This window comes from Mesorhizobium sp. M0768 (assembly GCF_040320195.1).
GTDB lineage: Bacteria > Pseudomonadota > Alphaproteobacteria > Rhizobiales > Rhizobiaceae > Mesorhizobium.
Genome location: NZ_JAMYPD010000056.1, coordinates 1 through 22764, shown reverse-complemented (window position 1 = coordinate 22764; position 22764 = coordinate 1). Strand labels below are relative to the sequence as shown.

Here is a 22764-nt window from a genome sequence, read left to right as displayed (position 1 = left end):
GCTGATCCGCCTTGCCATCCATCCTCCGAATCGGGATGACAACACCTGACCATCCCATTCGGAACAGCGACACTATTGGTAACATTTTGCTTGAGGCAATGCGGGGGTCAAATCCTCACTTCGCTTGACACAAACATCAACGAGGCCCAGGATCAGACCGAAAACTGGCCGCCTTCAAATCGGAATGGTGGCCGGAATGAAATCGGAACGCTGGCCGGCTTCAAATTGGAATCGGTGGCCGGCTTCATCGGAAAGGGTGCCAAGTCGATGAAGCAAAGTCGATCTCCTCATTGCACACGGTTCCAGGCTTGGGCCCAAACTCCACGACACGGCTCGCTTCGCGGAGCCTGATCCAACTCACATCATTCGGTCGCCGTCTATTCCGGCCGCACCAATATCCCGCGTTCGGCGGGCTGAGCCCAGGATGACGAGACCATTCTGTGAAACGGCATTTTTTGCCAAACGCTCACTCCGTCGTCACCTGGATCCGCCAGGGTTCATGAGGCCCCGGTAGATTTCAGAAAGATGAAGTGGTGGACGTGTTATGCGTTTTTATAACGGTACCTTTGATCACGACCCCAGAGGCCACGTATTTCCACAGGGCGACCAGCAGCTTGCGCGCCAGCGCAACGATGGTCGTTTTCTTCATGCGCCCACCGTTGCATTCAACGCGTGCCCTTGAACCATTTTGCCAATGCCGAGTCCGGTTGGTGCCACAACCGTAGCCAGGCCAGTTGGATCAGCGTTGTTCGCAATCTTGGATTGCCCGCCTTTGATACGCCTTGCTCCCGGTCGATCGAGCCGCTTTGGCAGGGCGTCGGCGCGAGGCCGGCATAGGCGGCGACTTGACGGCGGTTGTCAAAATGCCGGAACAGTCCCTCCGACCAAAGGATGTTGGCGAATTCCGCACCGAGTCCTTTGATCGCAAGCAGCATCGTGACCGGCGCTTCGTGCTGTCAGCGGTCTGCGCCGCGATGAGCGCATCGCGTTCATTCTCGATGATCTTGATCTGATTGATGACCAGTTCCAACCAGTCCAACTCCCGGCTGATCTTGGCCCTCATGTGCCGTGGCAGTGTATGTCCATCTCCCGTCCGCAACTCTTCGAGCCGCTGGCGGCGATTTTTGTAAAGTGGTTCGTAATCGGTGATGCCTTGCGAGAACAGCAGGCCCTTGATGCGATTGATATGGGCGACGCGCTCGACCATCAGCGCCTTGCGTTCTCGGCCAATTCGCCGCCGGTCCTCATCTTCATGGGATATCGTTCTCACCATTGAGCATACCCGCGGCCCTCCCTCTTAAAGGCCAGCAAGACGCGCAGTAGCGCCTCGTTTCATCGATGCAGTGGGGATGAAAGCTTTCGCCACGATCCGAACTATCTACTCGCATCACTCAGACAAACGATGGCCAGTTAATTCATACCACTCTCGGTATGCCCATTCGGCGACTGACAATGCCCGGATCGAATTTACCACTGTCTGCCTCGATAGAGCGTCCAAGCTCGGCCATCACGTCCGGCAGGAATGGTTCTACGCGGCGCGATAGCAGGTTGAAATTCAGGAAAAGCTGTTCAGCTGTCGACAGTAACGTTCCGTCTCCGCGCACCATCGTTTGCGCGACATGGACTCGCTTTTCGTCAAGGTCTACTATCCAAGTAGTGAGGCGCAAATCGTCCCCGCGCATCGCTTCTTTCTTGTAAGCGACCCGCGCTTCGGCGGTGACGAGGCCAGAGATCACAGAGCCATCGGGGCCTAGACGTATCGCAGGACCGAGCCGTAAATCCGCAGCTCTACTGAACGCTCCCAGATAGTGCACCATATTCATGTGCCCATATCCGTCGATAAGATCGTCGGTCACCATTGCTGCGAATTCCCGGGTCACATCCATTTATTTCCCCCATCTCGTGTGATCCTAGCAGATTACAGCCCCGCAATGATAACGTTAAGTCGGCAACTTTATCTGTGCACTCAGGAAACTGAGTTCCGACGGTTCATGTGCAGCTCGCATGAGCTCAATAAAGGGCCAACCGCATGTCTTTCCGGGGATGACCGGCTTAAGTCCTGCAATTCTTCAGCTTAAAAGGAATACGCCGCCATCAGCTATTACAACCTGGGCGGTCGTGTATGACGCGCCTGCCGCGAGATAAGTGATGAGTTCCGCATACTCAGGCTGACCGAGGCCGTTACACGCGAATGCGCCTGTGGATACCGTATTGACCACTGCGCCATGGCTCTCGATGAGAGGGCTTTGCATGAAGGGTGTGCTTAACCTGATTGGCCTACTGGGCGTCTTTTGAAGGCGTCTAAGGCCTCGCCCTGTCGCCCTGGCGCGGCATCGACCGGCATCATTGGCCCGATCGGCTCGATTTTGGACGCACTCCTCCCTCACGCCCGTCTCTCTTTGGGTGGATACAGGACACCGATCATAGTCCGCAGATTGTAGGCGCATGCCGCCAGCATGCACTGCGTGCGGTTGGTCGCAAGGTTGAAGAAGCGCATGCGCCGCATGCCGTAACGCTCCTTGAACACGGCGAAAGGCCGCTCAACCGCCGCCCGCACCTTGGAGATCAGCCGGTTGCGCAGCTTGTCGCGCGGCGGCAATTCAGGGTGATGCTTGTTGGGCCGCCGCATCAGGCGATCCTTGGCCTCAGCGAGCCGGTCATGCCTGGCATGGGTGTAATAGGCCTGATCGCCATAGACCGCCTTCTCATCGCCGCAGATCAACCGGTCGGCCGGCTCGGTGTCGGTGACTGAGGCGTCGCTCACCTCGACGCGCCGGATCAAGGTGTGCCCCTGGTCGACGCCAATGTGCATCTTGTTGCCAAAAGTGCTCTTTTTGCCCTTCTTGCCCCAGCGCGCATCCTTGTCCGCCGACGGCTTGACCGGGCCGTGGTGGCCCTTCTTCGGCTGCTTGGGCGGCCGGCCGGGGGATTGCATGAACGAGGCATCGACCAGCGTGCCGCGCTTGACGATCAGGCCTTTCGTCTCCAGCTGCCGGTTGATCTCCTCAAACACCTTGTCGATCAGCCGCTCACGCGTCAGCTCGTCGCGAAAGCGCCATAGGGTCGAATGATCGGGCGTACGGTCCGAGAGGCTGAAGCCAACGAAGCGGCGAAACGACAGCCGGTCACGGATCTGCGCCTCAAGCGCTGGATCGCTCAGCCCATGCCACACACCCAGCAGAAGGCAGCGCACCAGCAACATTGCCGGGTAGCTGGCGCTACCCGGGCCGCTGCTGCTGCGCGGGCCAAGCAGCTTGCTGATCGGCTCCCAGTCCAGCTCTTTCGCAATCAGGTCGAAGATCGTCTCATCCCACACCGCAAGACCGTCCGCCAGACTCAACTGACCCAGAACACGATCCACCATCGCGAATCTCCCTGCTCCAACCTCACAACAGAATCACTGATCGGCTTCTGTGCAAAGATCTCGATGAGAGAGATACGGGCAGCCTTAATCATCCAGAACGAACTCAATGAATTAACGTCCAGCATCTACTGCCAGAAGGCGGGTATAAGAGCATCAAAATCATCTACAGGGATGGGCGAGTTGTTTACCGGGTGCTCCTGCGTGGTTGATCAGATAATTAAGGCCGCCGAGCACTTCCAAAGCAGTAGAGACAACTTGTGCCGCGGAGCCTGGTTGGCTGACTCTCCAGGCACGCTGTGAACATCCAGGCCTTCGTCCCTAGTGTTGTGACTCTAACGCTTGTTTTGCACGAGCGACTTTTTCGAGGATGTTGCCGGCGGTGGCGGTCCACACGAACGGTTTGGGCTTGGCGTTATGCGCTTCGAGGTAATCCATGATTGCCTGCTGCAGTTCGGGGACACTTCTGAAGACGCCGCGGCGGATGCTCTTGTCGGTGATTTCCGCGAAGAAGCGCTCGACCTGATTGAGCCACGAGGCGGATGTGGGCGTAAAGTGGAAATGAACGCGTGGGCGCTTCTTCAACCAGGTCTGCACGGCCGGGGTCTTGTGGGTGGCGTAATTGTCCATGATCGGATGCAGATCGAGATGCTTGGGTGTGTCGCGCTCAATGATCCTGAGAAAGCGCAAGAACTCCTTCGCCCGATGCCGCGGCAGGCACTCGCCGATCACTTTGCCGGTCTTCACATCCAAGGCGGCGGGTGGTCGTGCCATGACGCTTGTAGTCGTGCGTCATGGTTCCAGCGCGCCCTTTCTTCATCGGCAAGCCTGGTTGCGTGCGATCCAGCGCCTGGATCTGGTTCTTCTCGTCGACGCACAGTACCAACGCCTTGTCGGGCGGGTTGAGGTAGAGGCCAACCACATCGGCGACCTTGTCGGCGAATTTGGGATCGCGCGAGAGCTCAATGTACGCGTCAGATGCGGCTTGAGACCGTGCGCCTTCCAAATCCGCTGCACCGCAGCCGGCGAGATGCCGGACGCCTTCGCCATCGTGCGCACGCTCCAATGCGTGATGCCCAGCGGCTTGGTGTTGAGCGTCATGTCCACCACCTTCTTCACCGTCTCAGCCGACAACGGCTTCCTGCGCGGCGGCCGCGTGGCATCCTTCAACAGGCCTTCAATCCCCTTGTCGCGATAGCGCCGACGCCAGCGCCGCACAGTCAGCACGCTCTTGCCGACCGCCTCAGCAACCGGCAGCGCGCGCAGACCGTCGCCCGTCAACAGGACGATCCGTGCACGCCACACAACCTTCTGCGGCGTGTTGCGATCACGAACCAGACCTGCAAGTCTCTCCCGATCAGCGGCGGGAACCTCAATGCGTTCGATCTTGCCCATTCCGCAAGACTCGCACACTTCATCGAAATTGAGAATCCACCGTCAGAAACAGAACACTAGTTTGGCGACTTCAATGATCAGCTTATCCTTCTGCGCAAGTCATTTATCGCTACCCTAGCGCCAGATCTTGTTAGTTTTGTCGCTGTGGCAAGACCGACCGGAAGCCGCTCCCGTTACGACAGCCTTTTTATTTCGCAAACCAAAGATTACCATACTGTCCTCCTTAAGCCGTATCATACCCATTGCGGGTGAGTGCTATTGCACCGCTAAATTTTCGCGAGGTGCGTGCCTTTGGGTGCCTTTCGCTGCCGACAAGGCAAAGATCTTGTGGGCGCGCCGCACCACACATCACGGCTGCATCAGAAATGTGCGTGGAGGCATCCAGCGTCAGCTTCATCGTCTCACGACGCAACCGCGGATGGCCGAGCAATGAGGAGTATTTCGTTCGGGAACATCAAACATATAGTCCATGGACCGCTTTTTAGTTGTTGACCTTCTGCAATTTAGACACTCTTAGGTTTTCCTGGCCACAATGCAGATCGAATGGCCACCACCCCTGCATCTCGCAATTCCAGAAGCTCGGCTTGGCCGTTGGCGCCAATACCTTTCAAGACTTGTTCGCCATATGCTCGCAGCAATTGCCGATCTGGCTGGAAGTCTGGCGGCGCCAGGTAACAACCTTGCTCCATGTCGTCAGCGAAACCTTCTGTGTAGTCGCCATAAGCGGTTGGGTTTCGCGCCCCAAGAAACAATGCCGATGACGCGCCCATAACAGCCCACCTTATGGCTGGACCAGAAGCAATAGCCGTGTCGATCGCCTGAAGGTCAGCTACTCCTTGAGACACTATGTAAAGAATTTCCTTCAAAACCGCGTATTGAATTCTATTCCCAATGTAACCGGTGATCTCTCGGTCAAGCGAGACCACTTCGCATCCTGTCGATTTATAAAATTCTGATGCCGTGGCGGCTGCCTGCGGGGCGGCGTCGCCACCCGCAATCTCTACAAGAGGCACGAGGTATGGTGGATTGAAGGGATGACCGATCAGGATGCGCTCTGGATGCCGGACTGCCCTTCTCAAATCGGCGGCGAGGAAACCTGAAGAACTTGAAGCAATGACAGCATCAGGCGCCGTGAGAGCATCGATTTCGCCAATCAGTTTAATCTTGGCGTCGATGTTTTCGGGCCCACTTTCTTGAACGAAGTCCGTATCCTTAAGGGCTTCCTCCATGTTCGTTGTAAAGTGCACGCGCGTAGGTGAGGCGCCCGGTGCCATTCCCAGCTTTTCAAGGCTCGGCATTGCCTTGGCTAAGTACTCCCTCAGAAAAGTCTCCCGCTCGGCAGCGGGATCAAAAACCACGACTTCTAAGCCGGCCCTCATAAAATGTGCGGCCCAACCGGCCCCAATCATGCCCCCTCCAATGCAAGTGACCCTCGCGATCCGGTTCGCAGCGCCTAGTGTTTTTTGCTCAGTCATTTGTCTCTCCAGCAACGAAAGATCGCCTCGTAACGTAGCGCCCCCTCAGGCAACGGCCTCAAGCGTCATCCGGCATATGGTTGTGATGTCGTAGATCGGCAGCCCCGCCATACGACGGATTGCCGGCGTTATCGGAACCCGTGCAAGTGAAAAGTAACGCAGCGATGTCCGGATTTGCGACGCGGAGCCGCGCGACACAAGCAGCCACATCATTCTCGATGTCGGCGACATCGGTCGGTTGCGGCGGACGCATGCACGCGTTTTCCAACATCTTACCGCCTTCAATGCCGCCGATGACGATCCATCCCGGTCGGCCGATCACTGAGCCCAAGCAAATCGTCTCGAAACACTCGAGAGTCACGACGGTGAGTTTGGCTTTGGGGGCAGTTGCGGAGCAGCGGCGGCACCAAAAGCAGACTGGACATTATTACCGGCACACTTACCGCCGCAGCCACCGCCGCCTGATAGCGGACAGCAGAGCCGCAGTCCGAGGTGATTACCACCGCGCCTCGCTCTACCAGCCTCCGAGCTGCTGTCACAAAAGCGGGCTCGAGCGCAGGCTCGCCCTGCATCACAACATCCGCCCAGGCTCCCTCGACGGTTTCCGACATCACGGGAAAATCGAAAGTAGCTGAACTAAACAGCGAGCCGGACGACAGCGCCGGCGGCGTCACGCCGGCCGGCAAACCAGGTTCCAAGCCCAGAATTCCAAGGCAGCTTCCGGTTTGCGACGTCATTCCGGCTCCATGAGGTGTTAGTCCGCTATTATCGTCGTTGCATGGGATAGCCAAGTGCGGTCATCCGCGCTTTTTGACGGCAAGAATTGCCCGTGCTTCGGCAGGTGTGGCGACGCTGGCGCCCATGCGCTCGATGATCCCAACCGCATTGTCAACGAGCTCGGCATTGGATGCCAGCACCCCACGTCGGAGATAAATATTATCTTCCAATCCTACCCGGACGTGTCCGCCCATGGCCACGAACTGCCCAACCATCGGCATCTCGTCTGCACCACAGCCAAATCCCCCCCAGACTGCCCCAGAAGGGAGAATCTCACGCATCGCCTGCACAGCGCTCGGCACAGCGGGAGCACCGTAACCCGTGCCGAGGCAAAATTGGAAAAGGGGCGGACCGTCAATTATGTTTTCGGAGATGAGTTTCTTTGCGACTTCGATGTGGCCGAGATCGAAGCATTCGAGCTCGGGCTTGACGCCAGCCTCGCGCATAAGCGTCGCCATCTCTCGCAGATCGGACATACGCGCAACGAAAATCGCCTCCCCAAAAGCCATCGTTCCGCAATCCAGGGTGCTAAGCTCTGGCTGAAGTTTGACGGCATGGGAGCAGCGTCCAATTGCGCTCTTAAGCGTGCTAGTCTTTCCTATTATCACGGGGTCCAAAGAATGTAGTTCAAGTTCACCATCCATTCCACAGGATAAGTTGATGATGACATCCGTCGCCGCGTCCCTAAGCTTCTTAACAACCTGTTCATAGAGCTCAATTCGGTTTGATGGGGCTCCCGTGTCAGGCTCACGGACGTGAATGTGCACAATCGCAGCCCCAGCCTTTGCAGCTTCCAGTGCGGCCTCCGCGATTTGGGACGGCGTCTTGGGGATATTTGGATGCTTCGCAAGGACCGCAGAACTTCCGCCGGTGACTGCACACGTGACAATGACTTTCCGCGACATTAGAAACTCCCTACTTCGGTATTAGTCTGGCGCCATGCACTCGGTGGCGGCGCCGAGTGTTCGTACTACCCGAAGGCTAGGGGCGGGCGGCCGATCATTAAATCGGGCGGATTCTTCATTTGCATCAGGTGTTCGTCAAATATTGATTGTCGCCGCCGGCCATCTGGATGCGAGATGACTGTGTGCCGTGTATTCCCAAGCCGAGAAGTCGGCGCCGCTGTGACATTGCCCCTTTGGCTTAATCCGTTTGAAGTTCGCTCTGGCCCAACGCGATGCATGACAGTTTGTTGGAGAGGCTGGCGGATGTAGCTTAAGCGATTGATTTGGCGCAGGAGTCGGTTCCTTAGGCCAACCCGTCCACCAGATCTCGCGAGATCCTATGAGGAGGTTGATAGCGACCTGCGCTCTGGCAAAGTGAGGTCGCTAGCATCTCACCTTGGAGGCCAAACATGCGCTTTGCAGCTTACCGATCCGACCCGCTGATCGCTACGTACCGATCTTGGCGCCATCTTCGTCTCGTTGGAACTTAGTCGCTCGAAGTGGCTGATCACCTCGCTGTCGCCCGGTGGTGGGAAGATGTCGAAGCATTCGGTAACGGCCGGCGACATCGCCAGCATGCTGGCACGATTTGCCGAGTTCACCCGAAAGGTACAAGCGCGGACCGGGAAATGCTTTCCAATCATCGTGATCCAGGAGACCGGGCTTGACGGCTTCTGGATCCATCGCGTGCTGCAGGCCGAGGGGATCGAATGCCATGTCGTCGATCCGCATCGATTGCCACATCGCCCCGCCGAGCGGCGGGCAAAAACCGACAAGATCGACGGCGAGGCGCTGGTTCGGGCTTTGCTGGCCCACAAGCGAGGCGAAACACGGGTTTGTGCGATGGTCCGGGCGCCGACACCGGAAGAAGAGGACCGGCACCGTCTCTCGCGGGAGCGCAAGGCATTGACGAACGAGCGGATCAGTCACGTCAATCGCTGTCGCGTCAAGGGCCGACTGTTCAGCCAAGGCGTGTCCGGCTATGAGTCGCTGCGCCGCGACCGGCGTAAGCAACTGGAGGAACTTAAGACTGGCGACAGGCGACCATTGCCCGCCCATTTGAAGGCGCAGGTCGGCCGCGAACTTGATCGGCTGGAACTTGTCTGGAACAGATCAAGACGGTCGAAGCCGCGCGCGATGCCATGCTTGCTGCCGCTGAGGCTGTGTCGCCGGCGGCGATGCTGCTCAGCCTGAAAGGCATCGGGCCGGAGTTTACTGCTGTTTTATGGTCGGAAGGGCTTTCCCGCCATTTAGCAACCGACGACAGCTGGCCGCCTATGCGGGCCTTGCACCGACACCCTGGCAGCGCGGGTCAATCGATCACGACCAGGGGTCTCGAATCCGGCAATCCAAGGCTACGAGCGACGCTGATTCAGCTCGCCTGGCTGTGGTTGCGCTGTCAATCGGCACTCGGCGCTCACGTTGTGGTTCCAAGATCGGGTCAGGCGCAATGGCGAGCGGTTCAAGAAAACGACGATTGTTGCGCTTGCCCGTAAGCTGCTCGTCGCATTGTGGAAATATGTCAATGCGGGTGTGGTCATCGAGGGGGGAAGGACAAAAGCCGCCTGACTATGTGTTTAGTCCCACGGTGTGATGGTAGAATTGATGCCGCCATCGACAAGGACAGACTATGGGACAGACACTTCACGGGAGCGCCACGACCACTCACGCGGTCCGAGCTGCGATACAGCGATGCGCGTCCGCCTGGCCTTCGCCGCCGCCTGTCCCGAGGCCAGCCTGTTGCGGGCGCTCGCCAGCAATCAGCAGCCCGCTGGACCATGACCGCCGGGCAGCAGCCCCCGTCGAACCAGACAGCTTCAAACTCCAGCGCGTTCACAAGTCCAGACACAGCCGCGGTGAAAAAGACGCCCCGCCCCCACCTGTTCGCCACTCAGCGCCAAACAAACCCAGAGGCGTCATGAATAAGACGGGTTAGACGACGGCCTTACGCTGCAACGCGCGATCGCCGGCATTGTACTTAAGACACCCGGCGACGATACCTGCCATCTTAGGTAGTCGCAAAGACAGAGGTTGCGGCACAACTGCGGTGAGCCGCCTGATTGCCAAGGCGCGTGGACTGGTCCAACCATCTGCGGCTCCTCAAGCCTATCCGGTTAAATACAGGACATTGGGGCCGAAGTTCGGACGCACGTAGTCCTTGCGACAGCTGTTTGGTCATGGGTTTTCGATCACTGCTAGCAGAGAAGGGCGTACCGATGCGATTTAGAATTGTTATGGAAATCACCAAGCTTCAAGGTCAAGTTCCAGTGCAACTCATCATCAAAGGCTATCGATTTAGCAAATACGGAGCGGTGGCCTTCGTCCTTCACGAGATTGGGCCTAGAACTGTAAATCGGATCCTTGATCCCATCGTACCCTCCATAGGTTTGGATATTCCCGGGGTGAAATACGTCGATATAAAAGTGGGATCTGACCTGTACGACACGATCTTTTCGGCGAAGACCATAATAGCGTTTTCGCCCCTATTTCGTGCATTGGTGACACGAACCAACAGTTTCGCAGATGAAGCCTTCTCTTTCAAGCAGCTTCACAAGGCCAATGCCGATCCGCGCACAATGTGGGTCATTCGTCGTCGCTATTCTCGTCTTGTCCAATGTACAACGAAGACGAACGGAAAGTGATGGGAATTCGGCACCATGCAACCGCCGCAACTCCTTCGATCGCTTAGAGAGTCATTTTCCGGGTTCTTCCGGCGAGTTTTTCCCTGTGCGGGCAATTTTCCCTCGCGAGGGCGCATCCGGATCAGGTCTGCAACTCTGCCAAAGTATCGAGAGCGTTGGCCGCCTTGATGAACACCGATGAGTTTTTCGGCGGCCTGAAGCGGCAGCCGTTGCAGTGCCTTTTACCAACCCCTTCGGGCACCGCGGTGAGCCGTCGTGATGGAAGGCGGGGGGTTGCGGGTTGCGGTCGGCGGGTTTGTCTTTCGGGGCGGCGGCGCCCCGTCGGCTCTGTCAGGAGCCGCGGGATGCGATCGAGGACGATGCGCAGGATGCGCTGGTTGGGGCATGATGTCGGCAGATTTGGGTCTTCATCTCGACCCACCCGCGCGGCGATCTTGATGAGACGCAAACGCAGCGTGTCGAATTGCAGCGACCGCAAAGCTCGAACGCTTCGGGAGTGTCAGAATTTCAGTGTGCGGGCGGGCATAATGGGTAAAAAGGATTCCCACTATGTCTCGACGCAAAGACCCCGCGATACCGAATGAGCTTTTCGACCAGTTGCTTGCGGGAGGTGCCGCGAGCGCAGCTTTTGATCAAGGCGGTCTGCTGGACACGCTCAAGAAGGCTCTGACAGAGCGCGCGCTGAACGCGGAGATGGATCATCATCTGGCGAGCGGCGAAGACGCTGGCACTACGCGTAACGGCTATGGGCGCAAGATCGTGACGACCGAGACCGGCAAGCTGGAGATCGATGTCCCGCGCGACCGCCAGTCGAGCTTCGACCCGCAACTGATCGCCAAGTACCAGCGCCGTCTTAGATGACAAGATCGTATCGATGTACGCGCGCGGCATGAGTACGATCTCCGGGCACCTACACGATCTGTACGGCATCGATGTGTCACCGGACCTGATCTCAACGGTGACAGACGCCGTGCTTGATGAAGTCGCCACCTGGCAGCAACGGCCGCTCGATCCTGTTTACCCGCTCATTTTCTTTGATGCGATCCGGGGCAAGATCCGCGACGAAGGGATGGTCCGGAATAAAGCCATCCACATCGCTCTCGGTGTTCGCGCTGATGGAGTAAGGAGGTGCTCGGCCTGTGGCTTGAGCAGAATGGGGGCGCGAAGTTCTGGCTGCGGTGATGAACGAACTGCGCAACCGTGGCGTGCAGGATATTCTCCTGCGATTACAGCGGTGTTCCCGGAGGCGATCGTCCAGACGTGCATTGTGGGCCTGTTGAAGAAGTGATTTTTTGCCCGGCAATTTCGGGCTCCGAGCCGGTGGCGATCAACCTGTACAACGACGCGTCATACCGCGGCGAGCCTCTGAAATTTCATGCTGACCGTCGAATTGCTGATGAGCAGAAGCAGAAGCAGCCGTAGAGTGCGACGGCCAGCCGCTTCAGATTAATGGCCGCAGCGTGGAAGGCCTGGATGCGCATATTGTCCAATCCTCGGCGCACCGCGCGGGCGAGGCCGTGCCATGTCTTGGCTTCGCCATGCACGCCCTCGACCCGCCAGCGATGACGCTGATAGAGATCTCTTTCCTTTCGACCCCATCCGAGCCGCTTGCGCCGCGCCCTCAGCAATGAAGCAGCCTGCGCCGGTCAGGCCACGAATCGACCGGGCCGTTTGTGCGTGGCTACCTCACGGCGGGGCGCTGCCAACATGGACGAGTCTTACTCCACTCTGCCGCTAACTCTACCTGCCGCGCCCCAGCCTATCCGATTTGGTAGCTGCCCAAGCGACCTCGCCAGTGCTTTAGTTCGTTTGAATCAAGGGGCCGATTGAGCTGCCAGAACGATCTTCGAATCAATCGAATTGCCGGCGTGGACATGGAGGCATTATGCGCATCTGCGGTATCAAACTGAGGCATGACGGAGCGATCGCCCTTGTCGAGGATGGACGGCTTGTCTTTTGTGTCGAACTCGAGAAGTGGGGCAACAATAGACGGTATCAAGCCATCGACAATCTCGACGCCATTGTTATCGCCTTGGCGGAGCACGGTCGGGATCCGCGCGATGTTGATCAGTTCGTCGTCGACGGCGGGTTGTGGAGGGAGGGTTTTCAAGTCCTCAGCGGGGCGGAACCTCTTACTCTCAACTGGGCGCCGTATGTTGAACGCCATCCCGACGGTCTTCTCACTTCAAGCGACAACTTTAATCTGATGCTCGACGGGAGGATCTTTCCTTATAAGAGCTATCCGCACGTCACGGGTCATCTGGCCTCCGCATACTGCACCAGCCCATTTGCCAAAGCCGGACAATCCGCCTTCTGCTTGATATGGGACGGCATCATCTATCCACGTCTCTACTATGTAGACCCCTGCGGCGCTCGGTTCATCGAATGCCTCTTTCCGCTGATAGGCCATGCCTATGCAGCCGCAGGCGAGCATTTCGGACCTTATATGGGCCGCAGCAACTCGGACGACCTAGGTGTTGCCGGCAAGTTGATGGCCTATATCGCGCTGGGATCTCCTAAAGAAGGCATCATAGCTGTTTTCCGGGAGCTCTACGAGGAGCGCTTTGCGGCCGATGCGCAGCATGCTAGTCACTACCATGCGGAGAGCGGCGTGGGACCCTCGCTTGCGGCTATCCATGACTTCTTTCACGCGAGCGCGGTGCGATTGAAGGCCAAGCGACCCGAAGATGTCCTTGCATCGTTTCATTTTTTCCTCGAACATCTCCTCATTCGGGAGATGACGAGCGTTTTGCAGCGGCATTCAGGGTTTCCGGGATCGCGCAATTTGTGTATAGCCGGTGGATGCGGTCTCAATATCAAATGGAACAGCGCACTACGTGCTACCGGCCTATTCGATGCTGTCTGGGTGCCGCCCTTTCCTAATGACAGCGGCGCGGCGATAGGTGCGGCTTGCTCCGCAATGGCAGCGGACAAAGGTTTTGTGCCGCTGGAATGGTCAGTCTACAGTGGGCCGCTACTGAAACGCAGCGAGGTGCCACCCGACTGGGAGGCTGCGCCGTGCAGCGTGCGTGAACTTGCTACCATCCTCGCGAGAAATAAGCCCGTGGTGTTCCTTGCCGGCTGCGCCGAGCTCGGACCACGGGCGTTGGGTGGCAGAAGCATTCTCGCAGCGGCCACATCGGCGGGAATGAAGGATCATCTCAACGACGTCAAACTTCGAGAACACTTCCGGCCAGTGGCACCTATATGCCTAGAGGATCGTGCGCCGGATATTTTCAGCCCAGGAACACCGGACCCTTACATGCTGTTCGATCACGAGACACGGGCGGAATGGCGGGACAAAATCCCCGCCGTTGTACATCTCGACGGGTCTGCTCGATTGCAGACAATTCCCAGAACCTCTAAGCACAGGGTCGGGGAGCTTCTTGTCGAGTATGAAAAACTCACGGGCATTCCGCTGCTTTGCAATACGAGTGCCAACCACCATGGACGTGGATTCTTCCCGGATGTTGCATCAGCCTGCCAGTGGGGGCGCGTTGAATACATATGGTCCGACGGCCTGCTGTGGACCAAAAAAGCTCACAACTGAGCTATCGCCGGCCGACTGTATTTTTCGGTGCAATGGGGCCGAAACCCTCTCGGTTTTTGACGCGATTTAACCGCTCATGGGTTGCTTTTGAGAAGGGCGCTGCGAGAATCGACCGATTGCCGAGCGCTCGTGGCCCGATTTCGCAATTCCCCTGTACCCACCCGATCACCTTATCGCTCAGCAACGCCGAAGTCACTTGGTCGTAGTCAAGTGAATTGATGTCGAGTCCGTTCGGTCGATCTCGTCGAGTGTTCCACTTGATCTTCGCATGGCCTGTGAAATACCGCATCGCGTCGACGCGGTCCCGATCGCTGAGCCGTGTCATTCATGCACGGAGGAATGAATACGTCGGAAAACAGGTTCGTCTCGATCCATCGGCGGTTCCACTCGCAATTCAATCCGCACCTGCCGGCAATAAGCAGCGGAAAGCCCTTTGTTAGGCACTTCTTCGCGAAAGTGTGGAACGAATCGAAGATAGCGTCCGAAACTCGCCTATCGAGGTTCGTGAACTTCTGATGGGTTACGCCAATATGTAGTAAGGTGAATCCCGTAGATTCCCCTGGGCATCGGGTACAGATCGATCGTAGTCGAGTAGCTCAGCCATTCGTTTTTCGCCCTCACAGATCCGGGCGGACGGATTTGTGGAAGGGTCATCGTCCGACGCAGCATTGTTGATAAAGATATCCCGCCCGCCAAGACGGCGATTCGCCTGCTCGAAGAAGGCCACAGCCGTCGAGGCTGACACGTCAGGATTGACTGCGATGACACTCGGATTCCTGAATACCCCGACTTGCTTCATTGTCGACGGCAGACGAGCATTTTTGCATCCTCGGTAACGAAACGTTCCGCTACCATTTTTCCAACACCGCCGGGACAGGCGATGATGAGCTACTTTAATTATGTGCCTCATCATCATACTCCGTGGTAGAGAAGTTAACTCGACGGAATTAGTCGCGGATCATGTTGCCGGCTTGTTTATGCGTCTTAACTTTTTTAACTTAGGCATCTTTAAGGCTTTCGTTTGCCCCGCCACAATGCAGATCGAATGGCCACCAACCCTGCATCTCGCAATTCCATAAGCTCGGCTTGGCCGTTGGCGCCAATACCTTTCAAGACTTGCTCGCCATATGCTCGCAGCAATTGCCGATCTGGCTGGAAGTCTGGCGGCGCCAGGTAACAACCTTGCTCCATGTCGTCAGCGAAACCTTCTGTGTAGTCGCCATAAGCGGTTGGGTTTCGCGCCCCAAGAAACAATGCCGATGACGCGCCCATAACAGCCCACCTTATGGCTGGACCAGAAGCAATAGCCGTGTCGATCGCCTGAAGGTCAGCTACTCCTTGAGACACTATGTAAAGAATTTCCTTCAAAACCGCGTATTGAATTCTATTCCCAATGTAACCGGTGATCTCTCGGTCAAGCGAGACCACTTCGCATCCTGTCGATTTATAAAATTCTGATGCCGTGGCGGCTGCCTGCGGGGCGGCGTCGCCACCCGCAATCTCTACAAGAGGCACGAGGTATGGTGGATTGAAGGGATGACCGATCAGGATGCGCTCTGGATGCCGGACTGCCCTTCTCAAATCGGCGGCGAGGAAACCTGAAGAACTTGAAGCAATGACAGCATCAGGCGCCGTGAGAGCATCGATTTCGCCAATCAGTTTAATCTTGGCGTCGATGTTTTCGGGCCCACTTTCTTGAACGAAGTCCGTATCCTTAAGGGCTTCCTCCATGTTCGTTGTAAAGTGCACGCGCGTAGGTGAGGCGCCCGGTGCCATTCCCAGCTTTTCAAGGCTCGGCATTGCCTTGGCTAAGTACTCCCTCAGAAAAGTCTCCCGCTCGGCAGCGGGATCAAAAACCACGACTTCTAAGCCGGCCCTCATAAAATGTGCGGCCCAACCGGCCCCAATCATGCCCCCTCCAATGCAAGTGACCCTCGCGATCCGGTTCGCAGCGCCTAGTGTTTTTTGCTCAGTCATTTGTCTCTCCAGCAACGAAAGATCGCCTCGTAACGTAGCGCCCCCTCAGGCAACGGCCTCAAGCGTCATCCGGCATATGGTTGTGATGTCGTAGATCGGCAGCCCCGCCATACGACGGATTGCCGGCGTTATCGGAACCCGTGCAAGTGAAAAGTAACGCAGCGATGTCCGGATTTGCGACGCGGAGCCGCGCGACACAAGCAGCCACATCATTCTCGATGTCGGCGATATCGGTCGGTTGCGGCGGACGCATGCACGCGTTTTCCAACATCTTACCGCCTTCAATGCCGCCGATGACGATCCATCCCGGTCGGCCGATCACTGAGCCAAAGCAAATCGTCTCGAAACACTCGAGAGTCACGACGGTGAGTTTGTCGACGGCAAGAGCCGCGTCAGCGTGAGCCGCGTCTGGAAAAAGGGGGCACTCCTGTCAAACCTAAAATTATCAAACACCGGATGGAAAAACTAGATCCTTGTGTAAAGTTATCGTTATATAAATTTTGGCCACTTTAACCGATGTTTAACAGACGCGCTAAATTTGTCAACTGCCGCTATGGTGGCTGGTTGGTTAGACAAAATTGTGATGTATTCAATGTGACAAGTCTCCGAAAAGAGATATACACCGGAGTGAAAGCCGTTAAATGTCTGTAACGCCTGCCGGGAGGCGGTGACTTCAGGCGAAAACTCGCGAGTGATTTTGTATATGGAGAAGTTCTGGTAAGGCAAAAGTACTGCTTACCGTCGTAAAGAGTTCGCTTGATCCGTCGTATCGGATAATTTGCTTCCCTCACGGGGGGGTAGCGTCCAGTCCTTCCGCAATTGGCCGGACTATCTCCCCGATGACGTTGAGCTTATTTGCTTGGATCTTCCCGGGCGCGGTAAACGAACAGCGGAGGCCGCCATTCGCAGCATGGACGCACTGGTAACCTTGGTCATCGAGGCGCTCCAGGCATATAGCGATAGGCCTTTTGTTTTCTTCGGCCATAGCGCAGGGGCCCTCGTGGCCTACGAGATTGCCCGCTCCCTGGAGAAGGCCGGTCGGCCATCTCCCTTCCACGTTATCGTGTCTGCTCACCCGTCGGCCGATCTGCCTCCAGAAGAGCCACCGATGCTATAGATTCGCGGATGATAATTAGCCGATTTGGTTCGTACGCTTGGCATGGATGCGAATCGACACATCGGCGACGTGAAAAAGCTTGCTCTGCCGTCGATTGGAAAAGACGCGATGTCTCTCGATGGCTGCTCATGAATCCTGAATTTGTCGTAGAAAGCCTTCCGATCAGTCGCGATCTGATCTTCGGCCGCACTGTCAGATAGCATGGCAAGCACACGCAGTGGGGTGGCACGGCAACAATCGGTCTGACCCACTGTGACGTGAAGGCTCTGGTTGTAATGAGATGCCCGTCGGTCGTCCGAATGCGTTTACCACCTGAAGAAGGCGCTTTCGGAGCGGATTCTGAACGCCGAGCTCGACGAGCACCTGGAGGATGAACGTGTCGAGGGCGACACCAATCGCCGCAGCGGCCATTCGACCGCGGCATGAGCGTGCGCGAGATTCGCGGCCATCTGGAGGAGCTTTACGGCATCGACGTCTCGCCGCACCTGATCTCGGCCGTGACCGATGCCGTCCTGGAGGAAGTGGCCGAATGGCAGAACCGGCCACTCGATGCGGTCAATCGGCTCGTCTTCTTCGACGCGATCCGGGTCAAGATCAGGGACGAGGGCTTCGTGCGCAACAAGGCCATCTACATCGCGCTCGGCATCCTGCCCGACGGCACCAAGGAGATCCTCGGCATCTGGATCGAGCAAAACTTGGCGCCCTCGGTCTCTCGGGATAGGCGAAGAACGGCACGACGTGCTCATGGAAGGATCGCAAAGCCGTGGTGCCGGGGCTCAGGGCAAACTACCGGGCCACGGACGCCTAAGCCGGCATGAGGGCGCTGGAGACTTCGAGGCTGGCGACTGGGGCCAGCGATATCCGGCGATCACCTAAAGCTGGCGGCGCAACTGGCAACGCGGCCGAGGAATGGAAACGACGCCGCGCGAGTGGTTCGAGGCCAAGACTCAGTTCGCCGTCGTCTTCGGCGAGCGCTTCGTCGGCCAATGATGCAGTGCGGGTGCACTCCGCCGCGAGCGAGGATCTGCGCAACAAGCGCCGACGGCGATGATGACCGTGGCCGAGACGATCCGCCCACCGCGCGGCCCTTCAGGTAAGTGGCGTGGATCCACAGATGTGGGCCAACTCACCTTGCCGTCGATCTCCTCGCACACCCGCCAGACCTGGCTGTTGGAGATGCCGCTCATTCCCATTGCCTTCTCTCCGGCGGGATCGACGGCCGCCCAATCGGCGAGTGTAGCGCCGCAAACTCCAGCTCCAACGCCGAAAAGGCTTCGTTCGCAATCGTCCGAATACGGAGCGCCGGATGATCGCGCCACCCGAGCCCCGAGGTCCAAGTAGCTGAACAGTTCACCCGTCCGTCCCCACCCGCACTATTCACTCCCCTCTTCGTGGTCAGAGTGACTCACGAACCTGAGACTGTCGCGAGTCTTTTTCAACAGCCTGCTGGATCTCCGACCAGTGATCACACACAGTCATCTCGCATCCTGATGGTCGGCGGCGACAATCAATATTTGACGAAACACGTGATGCAAATGAAGACTCTGCCCGATTAATGATCCGTCGCCGCCCCAGGCTTCGGGCAGTACGACCACTCGGCGCCGCCGATCCATTCGCAAGCACAACGGCGCGGCAGTAGGAAAGTAAATGCACAGACTTGAACGTTTTCTTCGGCCAAAGTCGATAGCAGTTTTCGGCGGCGAGGCGGCTGCCGCTGTTGTCGCGCGGTCGATCAAAATGGGTTTTGCTGGCGAGATCTGGCCGGTGCATCCGTCGAAGGACAAGGTCGGCGATCGACAGGTTTACCGGTCCGCCGCCGATCTTCCCGGCCCTCCAGACGCCGCTTTCATCGGCGTGAATCGGAATATTACCGTAGAGGTTGTTAAAGGTCTGGCCGAACGCGGTGCGGGTGGGGCCGTCTGTTATGCTGCTGGTTTCAGCGAGACTGGAGCTCTTGACGAAGACGGCAAGCGCCTGCAGGCCGAACTCGTTGTTGCAGCGGGCGAAATGCCGATCATCGGTCCGAATTGCTACGGCATGATCAACTATGCCGACGGTGCGCTTTTGTGGCCGGATGAACATGGTGGCGTCAGGTTGCCTGAGAGCGGCCGTGGCGTTGGTATTATTACCCAGTCATCGAGCATCGCCATTAACATCACGATGCAAAAGAGGGGTCTTCCGATCGCTTTCATAATGACCGCCGGCAACCAGGCACAGACGGGGCTTTCGGAGATGGCGTTGGGGTTGATCGAGGACGACCGCGTCACCGCGCTAGGATTGCATATAGAGGGCTTCGACTCCGTGGCCGGCTTCGAAAGGCTCGCCGCCCGGGCACGGGAACTTAGGAAGCCGATTGTGGCGTTAAAAGTAGGCCGTTCCGAGCAAGCGCAGCGGGCAACGGTCTCGCACACCGCTTCGCTTGCTGGCTCGGATGCCGCATCCGGTGCCTTTCTGAGGCGGCTTGGAATCGCCCGGGTTGAATCCATTCCCATTCTCATCGAAACTCTGAAGCTTTTGCACGTGACTGGCCCTCTGCCTGGCTATCGCTTGTCGTCGATGAGTTGCTCGGGCGGGGAAGCTTCCGTAATGGCCGATAGCGCGGAAGGCCGTCACATACATTTCCCACCGCTAAATGTTGACCAATCGGCAAAACTGAGAGCGACGCTCGGACCGCTGGTCGCGATTGCCAATCCGCTCGACTATAACACATTCATCTGGAGCAACGAGCGAGCTTTGATCGAGACCTTCACCGCTATGGTCTCGGGTGACTTCGACCTGAACATGCTGGTTCTCGACTTCCCACGAGATGACCGATGTCTGGGTGCCGACAGGTTCACGGTAGCACGCGCCTTCGAAACGGCGTTGAAGAACACGCGTGCGCGAGGCGCGATCACTTCGACGCTGCCCGAGAACATGCCCGAAAACTACGCTGCCCAGATGATCGGTTCAGGTGCGGTGCCATTGTCTGGCTTCTCCGAAGCAATGAGCGCTGTCGAGGCGGCGGCTTTCATTGGGGCGGTTTGGCGTAGGCCGCAACCTGATTCGATTGGTGCATCTCCTCACGTGGTAACTGCAAGCAAACGTCTCATTCTCGATGAAGCGGAGACGAAGGCGCGACTAATCAATGCCGGTTGTCCGGTCCCTAAGGGTGTGCGCGCGGGAGGGCCGGACGAGGCGGTGGCGTTTTCCGAGGCGATTGGCTTTGCGGTGGCCGTTAAGGCTCTCGGCGTGGCCCACAAGTCGGAGATCGGCGCGGTGCGGCTAAACCTCATGGACGCCGAATCGGTTAAGGCGGCGGCCCGTGATCTCCTGCCGCTTGGTACCGGGCTCTACGTAGAGCGTATGGTGCGCAACTGCGTCGCCGAACTGATCGTCGGCTTCACCCGCGACCCAATGTTCGGAGCCGTGATGACGCTCGGCACCGGCGGCGTGCTGGTCGAATTGTTGCGTGACAGCGTGACCTTGATGCTGCCGGCGACGCGCGACGACATCGAGGCGGCATTGCGTGGCCTTAAGCTGTACCCGGTGCTCGAAGGCTATCGCGGCCGCCCGAAGGCCGATGTGAAGGCCGCCATCGACGCGATCACCGGCATTGCCGACTTCGTGCGGAAGAATGCCCATGAGATCGAGGAGCTCGACATCAATCCACTGATCGTCTGCGCCCAAGGCAAGGGTGCTTGGATTGCCGACGCGCTGCTCGTGCTTGGAGAGAAGTAGAATGGCTGACGTCATCACCACCCGCTGCGAGAGCGCTATCCTCGAAGTCACCCTGGATCGGCCGAAGGCCAACGCCATTGATCCCACGACGTCGCGGAGGATGGGCGAGACGTTCAAGGCGTTCCGCGACGATCCGGAACTGCGTGTCGCCATCATCAAGACCGCCGGCGACAAGTTTTTCTGCGCCGGCTGGGACCTGAAGGCGGCGGCGGCCGGCGACACCGGCGAGGGCGACTCCGGTGGCTTCGGCGTTGGCGGCTTCGGTGGGTTGCAGGAATTGCCCGACCTCAACAAGCCGGTGATCGCCTGTGTCAACGGCGTGGCGGTGGGCGGCGGCTTCGAACTGGCGCTGTCCTGCGACCTCATCTACGCCTCGGACCATTCCTCCTTCGCGCTGCCAGAAATCCGCGCCGGAGTACTAGCCGACGCTGCGACCATCAAGTTGCCGAAGCGCATCCCCTACCATGTCGCTATGGAACTCCTACTCACGGGTCGATGGATGGATGCCGACGAGGCGCGGCGCTGGGGCCTGGTTAACGAAGTGCTGCCCAAGGAAAAGCTCGAGGACCGCGTCTGGGAGATCGCGCGGCTGCTCGCCAGCGGCCCGACGCTGGTCTTCGCGGCGATCAAGGAGACAGTACGGGTGGCGGAGGCGCTGACCTTCCAGGACGCGATGAACAGCATGGCACGACGGGAACTTGTAACGTTCAATAGGCTGTCCGCCTCCGAGGACAGTAGGGAGGGTTACCAGGCCTTCGCCGAAAAGCGCAAGCCGGTTTGGAAGGGCAGGTGATGGGGTGCAGGAACATAGTACTGAGCCGGGTCTCGCTGTCCCAGAATTTGGGTCGTCCTCCAAAGGCAAGTTCTATCTAACCACAGGTTGCGTCGCAGCTGGTTGCCCCGATTGCCGACAATCCGCCGATTGCCGTCTGCAGGAAATATACGCCGCCTCGATCCTGCCCTGCTGTTGCGCGATATCCGCGCCATGCAGGAGCGGCTCGCTGCGCTCACCGATACTTCGCGACCGCGCGCCCGGACGGGGCAGCCGATCCACCTTTGCTGGCGACTTTGCATCGCCTCGAAGCACGGGGCTGTCCCGCCGACGGATCGCCCGATTGTGAAAGCCAAAAGCGGCCGACGTCGTGCCGCCTCTCGTCAAAGCGACTGCTGACTTACGAAATTGTGTCGAAGCAGAACCAGGCGGACCGGCAGCGAACTTCTGTCGAGTCTTGCGGCGAATCCGAGGGCAAACTGCTTGGAACGCTTCAGGTCCGGCTAAAGGTCTGGCGCAGCGAACACGCGGACGCGTTGCTGTTTGACCCCTTGAACAAGGAGCAGCCGATCCTGGAGATCGCAAGGCCACACTGAGGCGCCGTGGCGCTCGTGAAAGAGGCGGGGCGCTGCGAAACCCTCCATCTCTGCGCCCGGCCTCCTTCGCCCCAAGCGGGGAGCAAATGGACGAGGCAACGCTCGAATCTAGCATCATTACGTGACGCAATACGGATTCTCTCCCAAATTGATCTCGCTACAGTTGTGAGGGAGCCCCGCCGTTCGCCGCGATCCCGTTTTGTTGTGAACATAGAATAGCAGTATTTGAACCAGGAAAGGTGGCCATCTAAAATCGAGATGGCGTCGTCCGGGAAATCATATTGGCGGATTGAACACATAATGGTGCACTCTTCGAGGGCGGAGAATGCAAAGGCGTAATAGCCATCGAAAACCAATCCCAAAGTCGCATACTCACAAATCAGGCTAAACAATGAGCGAAGCGCCACATCTTACGTTTGATGTCGATACCCCCGGCGTGAG

The 22764-nt window shown here is 57.9% G+C and carries 16 protein-coding genes and 8 pseudogenes; 9 read left to right on the top strand and 15 right to left on the bottom strand.

Annotated features, from left to right (window positions below):
• Positions 1–517 precede the first annotated feature (517 nt).
• From NKI08_RS32930 to NKI08_RS32900, 7 genes and pseudogenes are all read right to left on the bottom strand, one after another.
• A pseudogene (locus NKI08_RS32930) lies at positions 518–1329 on the bottom strand (IS110 family RNA-guided transposase); the annotation flags it as partial.
• A gap of 86 nt (positions 1330–1415) precedes the next feature.
• Positions 1416–1886, bottom strand: coding sequence for a thioesterase family protein (locus NKI08_RS32925; RefSeq protein ID WP_352775457.1), 471 nt, complete (start codon positions 1884–1886; stop codon positions 1416–1418).
• A gap of 497 nt (positions 1887–2383) precedes the next feature.
• Complete coding sequence (locus NKI08_RS32920; protein ID WP_352775454.1) at positions 2384–3364, bottom strand: IS5 family transposase; 981 nt, start codon at positions 3362–3364, stop codon at positions 2384–2386.
• A 333-nt stretch (positions 3365–3697) separates the two neighbouring features.
• Positions 3698–4756, bottom strand: a pseudogene (locus tag NKI08_RS32915) (IS630 family transposase); the annotation flags it as partial.
• Between the two features lie 503 nt (positions 4757–5259).
• Positions 5260–6231, bottom strand: coding sequence for a 3-hydroxyacyl-CoA dehydrogenase NAD-binding domain-containing protein (locus NKI08_RS32910; RefSeq protein ID WP_352775452.1), 972 nt, complete (start codon positions 6229–6231; stop codon positions 5260–5262).
• Positions 6232–6289: 58 nt separating this feature from the next.
• Positions 6290–6562 carry an aspartate/glutamate racemase family protein gene (locus tag NKI08_RS32905; RefSeq protein ID WP_352775451.1) on the bottom strand — a complete coding sequence of 91 codons (273 nt, stop codon included), beginning with the start codon at positions 6560–6562 and terminating at the stop codon, positions 6290–6292.
• Positions 6563–7028: 466 nt separating this feature from the next.
• Positions 7029–7913, bottom strand: a complete 885-nt coding sequence (locus NKI08_RS32900; RefSeq protein ID WP_352775448.1) for a beta-keto acid cleavage family enzyme — start codon at positions 7911–7913, stop codon at positions 7029–7031.
• 576 nt (positions 7914–8489) lie between these two features.
• Between NKI08_RS32900 and NKI08_RS32895 the strand changes: the two genes are divergently transcribed.
• The 3 genes from NKI08_RS32895 (at position 8490) to NKI08_RS32885 (ending at position 10594) form a co-directional block, all read left to right on the top strand.
• Positions 8490–9146, top strand: coding sequence for an IS110 family transposase (locus NKI08_RS32895; RefSeq protein WP_352775445.1), 657 nt, complete (start codon positions 8490–8492; stop codon positions 9144–9146).
• Positions 9095–9448 (top strand): transposase, encoded by a 354-nt coding sequence (locus NKI08_RS32890; protein WP_352775442.1) that lies wholly within the window; start codon positions 9095–9097, stop codon positions 9446–9448. Before NKI08_RS32895 ends, NKI08_RS32890 begins: the two co-directional genes overlap by 52 nt.
• A 738-nt stretch (positions 9449–10186) precedes the next feature.
• A complete protein-coding gene (locus tag NKI08_RS32885) occupies positions 10187–10594 on the top strand; it encodes a type 1 periplasmic-binding domain-containing protein (RefSeq protein WP_352775440.1) in 408 nt (135 codons plus the stop codon).
• Positions 10595–10922: 328 nt separating this feature from the next.
• On the opposite strand, the pseudogene NKI08_RS34820 reads toward NKI08_RS32885, so the two are convergent.
• Positions 10923–11091, bottom strand: a pseudogene (locus NKI08_RS34820) (IS1380 family transposase); the annotation flags it as partial.
• A 52-nt stretch (positions 11092–11143) separates the two neighbouring features.
• Here NKI08_RS34820 and NKI08_RS32875 point away from each other — a divergent pair.
• A pseudogene (locus NKI08_RS32875) lies at positions 11144–11876 on the top strand (IS256 family transposase); the annotation flags it as partial.
• 91 nt (positions 11877–11967) lie between these two features.
• Here the strand turns inward: NKI08_RS32875 and NKI08_RS32870 are convergent.
• Positions 11968–12237: pseudogene (locus tag NKI08_RS32870) on the bottom strand (transposase); the annotation flags it as partial.
• 242 nt (positions 12238–12479) lie between these two features.
• Here NKI08_RS32870 and nodU point away from each other — a divergent pair.
• Positions 12480–14144, top strand: coding sequence for a nodulation protein NodU (gene nodU, locus NKI08_RS32865; protein ID WP_352775434.1), 1665 nt, complete (start codon positions 12480–12482; stop codon positions 14142–14144).
• Between the two features lies 1 nt (position 14145).
• Here nodU and NKI08_RS32860 read toward each other — a convergent pair whose 3' ends face one another.
• From NKI08_RS32860 to NKI08_RS32845, 4 genes are all read right to left on the bottom strand, one after another.
• Positions 14146–14433, bottom strand: a complete 288-nt coding sequence (locus NKI08_RS32860) for a carbamoyltransferase C-terminal domain-containing protein (RefSeq protein WP_352775431.1) — start codon at positions 14431–14433, stop codon at positions 14146–14148.
• Positions 14351–14542: a hypothetical protein gene (locus NKI08_RS32855; protein WP_352775428.1), complete on the bottom strand. Its 192-nt coding sequence runs from the start codon at positions 14540–14542 to the stop codon at positions 14351–14353. The genes NKI08_RS32860 and NKI08_RS32855 overlap by 83 nt, the downstream gene beginning before the upstream one ends.
• Before the next feature lie 610 nt (positions 14543–15152).
• Positions 15153–16121, bottom strand: coding sequence for a 3-hydroxyacyl-CoA dehydrogenase NAD-binding domain-containing protein (locus tag NKI08_RS32850; RefSeq protein WP_352775425.1), 969 nt, complete (start codon positions 16119–16121; stop codon positions 15153–15155).
• Between the two features lie 58 nt (positions 16122–16179).
• Positions 16180–16443 (bottom strand): aspartate/glutamate racemase family protein, encoded by a 264-nt coding sequence (locus tag NKI08_RS32845; RefSeq protein WP_352775422.1) that lies wholly within the window; start codon positions 16441–16443, stop codon positions 16180–16182.
• 456 nt (positions 16444–16899) lie between these two features.
• Here NKI08_RS32845 and NKI08_RS32840 point away from each other — a divergent pair, with 456 nt between their 5' ends.
• Positions 16900–17238 (top strand): thioesterase II family protein, encoded by a 339-nt coding sequence (locus tag NKI08_RS32840; RefSeq protein WP_352775420.1) that lies wholly within the window; start codon positions 16900–16902, stop codon positions 17236–17238.
• Positions 17239–17550: 312 nt separating this feature from the next.
• A pseudogene (locus tag NKI08_RS32835) lies at positions 17551–18228 on the top strand (transposase); the annotation flags it as partial.
• 47 nt (positions 18229–18275) lie between these two features.
• Here the strand turns inward: NKI08_RS32835 and NKI08_RS32830 are convergent.
• Both NKI08_RS32830 and NKI08_RS32825 read right to left on the bottom strand, forming a co-directional pair.
• Positions 18276–18437 (bottom strand): annotated as a pseudogene (locus tag NKI08_RS32830) (IS256 family transposase); the annotation flags it as partial.
• Positions 18437–18587: pseudogene (locus NKI08_RS32825) on the bottom strand (IS5/IS1182 family transposase); the annotation flags it as partial. The pseudogenes NKI08_RS32830 and NKI08_RS32825, both read right to left, overlap by 1 nt.
• A gap of 298 nt (positions 18588–18885) precedes the next feature.
• On the opposite strand from NKI08_RS32825, the gene NKI08_RS32820 reads away from it, so the two are divergent.
• Both NKI08_RS32820 and NKI08_RS32815 read left to right on the top strand, forming a co-directional pair.
• Positions 18886–20955, top strand: coding sequence for an acetate--CoA ligase family protein (locus tag NKI08_RS32820; RefSeq protein WP_352775417.1), 2070 nt, complete (start codon positions 18886–18888; stop codon positions 20953–20955).
• A gap of 1 nt (position 20956) precedes the next feature.
• Entirely contained in the window at positions 20957–21748 is a 792-nt protein-coding gene (locus NKI08_RS32815) for a carnitinyl-CoA dehydratase (protein WP_352775414.1), read from the top strand.
• Positions 21749–22764: the final 1016 nt, after the last annotated feature.